At 70.5% G+C, this 5,206-nt stretch carries 6 protein-coding genes; 2 read left to right on the forward strand and 4 right to left on the reverse strand.

The genetic code is table 11. The features are described 5' to 3' along the window. Positions 1-826 (forward strand): maleylpyruvate isomerase family mycothiol-dependent enzyme (locus M4J07_RS46555; protein ID WP_255983230.1); only part of this gene is annotated, 826 nt, incomplete at its 5' end. Between the two features lie 18 nt (positions 827-844). On the opposite strand, the gene M4J07_RS46560 is transcribed toward M4J07_RS46555, so the two are convergent. Then, positions 845-1,333, reverse strand: coding sequence for a MarR family winged helix-turn-helix transcriptional regulator (locus M4J07_RS46560; protein ID WP_255983232.1), 489 nt, complete (start codon positions 1,331-1,333; stop codon positions 845-847). A 134-nt stretch (positions 1,334-1,467) separates the two neighbouring features. Between M4J07_RS46560 and M4J07_RS46565 the strand changes: the two genes are divergently transcribed. Continuing rightward, a complete protein-coding gene (locus tag M4J07_RS46565; protein ID WP_255983234.1) occupies positions 1,468-2,532 on the forward strand; it encodes an alkene reductase in 1,065 nt (354 codons plus the stop codon). Positions 2,533-2,602: 70 nt separating this feature from the next. Here M4J07_RS46565 and thpD read toward each other — a convergent pair whose 3' ends face one another. The 3 genes from thpD to ectB form a co-directional block, all read right to left on the reverse strand. Beyond that, positions 2,603-3,484 (reverse strand): ectoine hydroxylase, encoded by an 882-nt coding sequence (gene thpD, locus M4J07_RS46570; protein ID WP_255983236.1) that lies wholly within the window; start codon positions 3,482-3,484, stop codon positions 2,603-2,605. Positions 3,485-3,489: 5 nt separating this feature from the next. Then, positions 3,490-3,894, reverse strand: a complete 405-nt coding sequence (locus tag M4J07_RS46575; protein ID WP_255983238.1) for an ectoine synthase — start codon at positions 3,892-3,894, stop codon at positions 3,490-3,492. 61 nt (positions 3,895-3,955) lie between these two features. Next, positions 3,956-5,206, reverse strand: a 1,251-nt coding sequence (gene ectB, locus M4J07_RS46580; protein WP_255983240.1) for a diaminobutyrate--2-oxoglutarate transaminase, incomplete at its 5' end; no start/stop codon positions are given.

Below are 5,206 nucleotides of genomic sequence, written 5' to 3' on the forward strand. Positions count from 1 at the left end.
GATCCTCGCTCGGGCCCTCGCCCGTCGTCCGCCCGTGCCGCGCACCGGCCCGCACGCCGAGCCCTACGCCGCCGCGGTCGCGGCCCTGCAGGCACTGCTCGTCGAGCTCGCGGAGAGCGGTCTGCCCTGGGGGACGCCGGTGATCCACGACTGGAGCGTGCAGGACACCGTCGCGCACCTCGTCGCCGCCGACGAACACCTCGCCGTGCACCTGGGCCTCCCGGCCAACGAGCCCCCGGCCCCGGCGCCCGTCGTGGGGGACCGGTGGCGCACCGCCTGGGCGACCCGCACCCAGCGCGTCATCGCCCACGAGCGGGCCAGGCCGCCGCACGCCACCGTCGCCACCTGGCGCGAGCAGGCCGCGGCGCTGCTCGCCACCCCGGCCGCGCACGACGGCGAACAGGCCGCCCGCGCCGCGACCCTGCTGGGGGTGCGGCTGCCGGTCGCCGACCACTTCCTGGTCCGCGCCTTCGAGACCTGGATCCACGCCGACGACATCGGCCGCGCCCTGGACCGCCCGGTCCCGCCGCCGCCCGCCGCACACCTGTGGCGCCTGGTCAGGCTCGCCGTGCGGATCCTCGGTCTCGCCCTGGGCCCGCAGGCCCCGACCGTCGCCCTCACCGTCACCGACGCCGGCCGCACCACGGAGTGGATCGTGGGCGCGGAGGGCGAGCCGGTGCGCGCCGAACTCGTCCTGGACTCCCTCGACTTCTGTCTGCTGATCGGCGGCCGGGCGACCCCCGACACCGTCCCGAGGAGCACCGGCGGCGACGAACACGCCGCCCGCGCCGTCCTCGACCAGGCGGCACGGCTCGCCTGGCTCTGAGCGGCAGATCCGCCGGCGTCAGTCGGGGCAGTCCTCGGCCTCGGTGCAGAGGTTGCCCTCCACCAGACCGAGCAGCCGTACGAACTCCGCCCGATCGAGCTCGGAGAGTCCGGCCAGGGTCTGCTCCTCCAGGGCCGCCCAGACCCCGGCCACGTCCTCCAGCAGCCCACAGCTCGCGTCGGTCGCCTCGACGAGCACCGCGCGCCGGTCCCGCGGGTCGGGGGAGCGTGTCACGTGCCCGGACTGCTCCAGGCGCTGCAGCATCTTGGTGACCGTCGACGGATCGAGGTCGACCGCCTTGATCAGCTCCGACTGCCGCACGGGCCCCTTGTCCCACAGGTGCATCATCACGAACTCCTGCCCCGGATAGAGACCGAGCCCGCGCAGCCTCCGCCCCGCCGCGGTGCGGTGCAGCCGGGCGACCCGGGCCAGTGCGAGGCTGACCGGTCCGCCGCGGGCGGCCAGGGGCGTGTGATCGGTACAGGCGGGGTCGTCGGGCTTGGTCATGAGGGCTCCTGCGGGCGGCTGGTCGGTCCTTCACTCAAAGATTACCTTGGCCGACCAATTAATGGGTTACAGTGGCGTCAGCGCAATTGATTGGCCGACCACATATTTCCCTGATCCTGTTGATCGGAGTAGCCATGACCACCGCTTTCGACTCCCACGACCTCGCCGGCCTCCGGCTCGCCAACCGCATAGCCATGGCCCCGATGACCCGCAGCCGGGCCGGTGAGGGCGGCACCGCCACCGAGCTGACCGCCGAGTACTACGCGCAGCGCGCGTCCGCGGGCCTGATCATCAGCGAGGGCATCCAGCCCTCCGAAGCAGGCCAGGGCTACGCCTGGACCCCGGGTCTGCACAGCGCCGAGCAGATCGCCTCCTGGCGCAAGGTGACCGACGCCGTGCACGCCGCGGGCGGCACGATCTTCGCCCAGATCATGCACGCGGGCCGGATCAGCCACCCGTCGCTGCAGCCGGCGGGCGGCCTGCCGGTGGCGCCGTCGGCCGTCGCGCCCGAGGGCAAGGCCTTCACGAACGACGGTTTCCAGGACTTCGTCGCCCCGCGCGAGCTGACCGCCGACGAGATCCGCGCCACCATCGCCGACTACGCGGACGCGGCCCGCGGCGCGATCGAGGCCGGCTTCGACGGCATCGAACTGCACGGCGCCAACGGCTACTTGATCCACCAGTTCCTCACGCCCGGCGCGAACCTGCGCACCGACGAGTGGGGCGGCAGCGCCGAGAACCGCGCCCGGTTCGCCGCCGAGGTGGTCAAGGCCGTCGCCGCCGCCATCGGCGCCGAGCGCACCGCGCTGCGCATCTCCCCGCTGAACCCGTACAACTCCATGCCCGGCACCGACACGGCCGAGGTCTACCACGCGCTGCTCGCGGAGATCGAGCCGCTCGGCATCGCGTACCTGCACGTCCTGGAGGCCACGCCGGACGTCCGCGAGGTCACCGCCGACCTGCGCAAGCGGTTCGGCGGCACCTTCCTGCTCAACGCGTTCACCGAGGGCCCGACCGACCACACGTCGCTCACCCTCATCGAGGACGGTCTCGCCGACGTCGTCACCTTCGGCGCCCTGTTCCTCGCCAACCCCGACCTCCCGGACCGCCTGCGCACCGAGGGGCCGTACAACACCCCCGACCCGTCCTCGTTCTTCGGCGGCGACGAGAAGGGCTACACCGACTACCCCACCCGGTAGTCCGTCCCCCGGCACAGCGGTCGGGGCGGGACCGCGCACGGTCCCGCCCCGGCTCCGCTGCGTACGAGCCTCACTTCACCGGGGTGAAGTCCCGCGCCCCGATGAACTCCGGGCGCCGCACGGGCGCCGCGAACGGCTCCACCGCCGCGTTCTCCACGCTGTTGAACACGATGAACACGTTCGAGCGCGGGAACGGGGTGATGTTGTCGCCCGAGCCGTGCATGGCGTTGCAGTCGAACCACGTCGCCGAGCCCGCCCTGCCGGTGAACAGGCGGATGCCGTGCCGGTCGGCGAACTTGGTCAGCGCGTCGTCGCTCGGCGTGCCCGCGTCCTGCATCTGCAGCGACTTCTTGTAGTTGTCCTTCGGCGTCTCGCCCGCGCAGCCGAGGAACGTCTTGTGCGAGCCCGGCATGATCATGAGCCCGCCGTTGGTGTCGTAGTTCTCCGTCAGCGCGAGGGAGACGGACACCGTCCGCATGTTGGGCAGACCGTCCTCGGCGTGCCAGGTCTCGAAGTCCGAGTGCCAGTAGAAGCCACTCGCGCCGAAGCCCGGCTTGACGTTGATCCGCGACTGGTGGACGTAGACGTCCGAACCGAGGATCTGCCGCGCCCGCCCCACGATGCGCTCGTCGCGCACCAGGTTCGCGAACACCTCGCTGATCTTGTGCACCTCGAAGACGGAGCGCACGTCCTGCGACGACGGCTCGACGATGGAACGCTCGTCGGCCTTGATCGCGGGATCGGAGATCAGCCGGTTCAACTCGGCCTGGTAGACACCGATCTCGTCCGGACCGACCAGCTCCTCGATCGAGAGGAAGCCGTCCCGTTCGAAGGCCGCGAGGTCCGACTGGCGGATCGGACCGCGGGCCCCCGGCGCCGACCAGACGACCGGGTCGACACGTGGGGTCGCCACCTCGGAGCTGCCGCGGGTGGGGTACAGGTCGGTGCTCATACGGGTCAGACCTCCTCGGGTTCGGTCAGCAGCGGGTAGACGCCGTTCTCGTCGTGGTCCTCCCGTCCGGTCACGGGAGGGTTGAACACGCACACGCAGCGGAAGTCGGTCTTCGGGCGCAGCGTGTGGCGCTCGTGGCCGTTCAGGAGGTACATCGTGCCCGGCTCGATCCAGTGCTTCTCCCCGGTCTCCCGGTTCTCGAGCTCGGCCTCGCCCTCGACACACAGCACGGCCTCGATGTGGTTGGCGTACCACATGTCGGTCTCCGTGCCCGCGTAGAGGATCGTCTCGTGCAGGGAGAAGCCGACCCTCTCCTTCGCGAGGACGATGCGCTTGCTCTCCCAGGTGCCGGACGCCGATTTCACGTGCCGGTCGGTGTTCTCGATCTCCTTGAACGAACGGACGATCACGGTGAGTTGCTGCCTTTCTCTTCTACGTCATGAGGGGGATGCCCGCACCCCTGATGGTGCGTCAGGCGGTCTCGCGCACGGCCCGGGTGAGCGTGCGCAGCCCCTCGTCCAGCTCCTCGGGCGTGATCGTCAGCGCCGGAAGCAGCTTGACGACCTCGCTCTCGGGGCCGGAGGTCTCGATGAGCAGACCGAGCTCGAAGGCGCGCTTGGCCACCTTGTTCGCCCGGTCCTTGTCGCGGAACTCGATGCCCCAGACCAGGCCGCGGCCGCGGTACTCGACGGTGTCCTCGGGGTACTCCGCGCGCAGCGCGCTGAGCGTCTCCTCGATCTGCTGGCCGCGCTCCAGGGTCTGCTTCTCCATGGCGGGGCCGTCGGTCCAGTACGTCTCCAGGGCGGCGGCGGCCGTCACGAACGCGGGGTTGTTGCCGCGGAACGTGCCGTTGTGCTCGCCCGGCTCCCAGATGTCGAGCTCCGGCTTGAACAGGCAGAGGGACATGGGAAGCCCGTACCCACTGATGGACTTCGAAACGGTCACGATGTCCGGTGTGATGCCCGCCTCCTCGAAGGAGAAGAAGGCGCCGGTGCGGCCGCAGCCCATCTGGATGTCGTCGACGATCAGCAGCATGTCCCAGCGCTCGCAGACGTCGGCGAGCTTGCGCAGCCACTCGGCGCGGGCCACGTTGATGCCGCCCTCGCCCTGCACCGTCTCGACGATCACGGCCGCCGGGGTGTTCAGACCCGAGCCGGAGTCCTCCAGGAGCCGCTCGAACCAGATGAAGTCCGGGGTCTGCCCGTCGAGGTAGTTGTCGAACGGCATGGGCGTGCCGTGCACGAGGGGGATGCCCGCGCCGGCCCGCTTGAACGCGTTGCCGGTCACCGCGAGCGAGCCGAGCGACATGCCGTGGAAGGCGTTCGTGAACGAGATGATCGACTCGCGGCCCTTGACCTTGCGGGCCAGCTTCAGCGCCGACTCGACGGCGTTGGTGCCCGTCGGGCCCGGGAACATGACCTTGTACGGCAGGTCACGCGGGCGCAGCACGATGTTCTGGAACGCTTCCAGGAAGTTGCGCTTGGCCGATGTCGACATGTCGAGACCGTGTGTGACGCCGTCCCGCTCCAGGTAGTCGATCAGGGCGCGTTTCAGCACCGGGTTGTTGTGGCCGTAGTTGAGCGAGCCCGCACCCGCGAAGAAGTCGAGGTACTCGTGTCCGTCCTCGTCGTACATGCGGCTGCCCTGGGCCCGGTCGAAGACGGTGGGCCAGCCGCGGCAGTAGCTGCGCACCTCCGACTCAAGGGTCTCGAAGACGCTCAG

Origin of the sequence: Streptomyces longispororuber, assembly GCF_024448165.1 — a bacterium.
Classification (GTDB): Bacteria; Actinomycetota; Actinomycetes; order Streptomycetales; family Streptomycetaceae; genus Streptomyces; species Streptomyces longispororuber_A.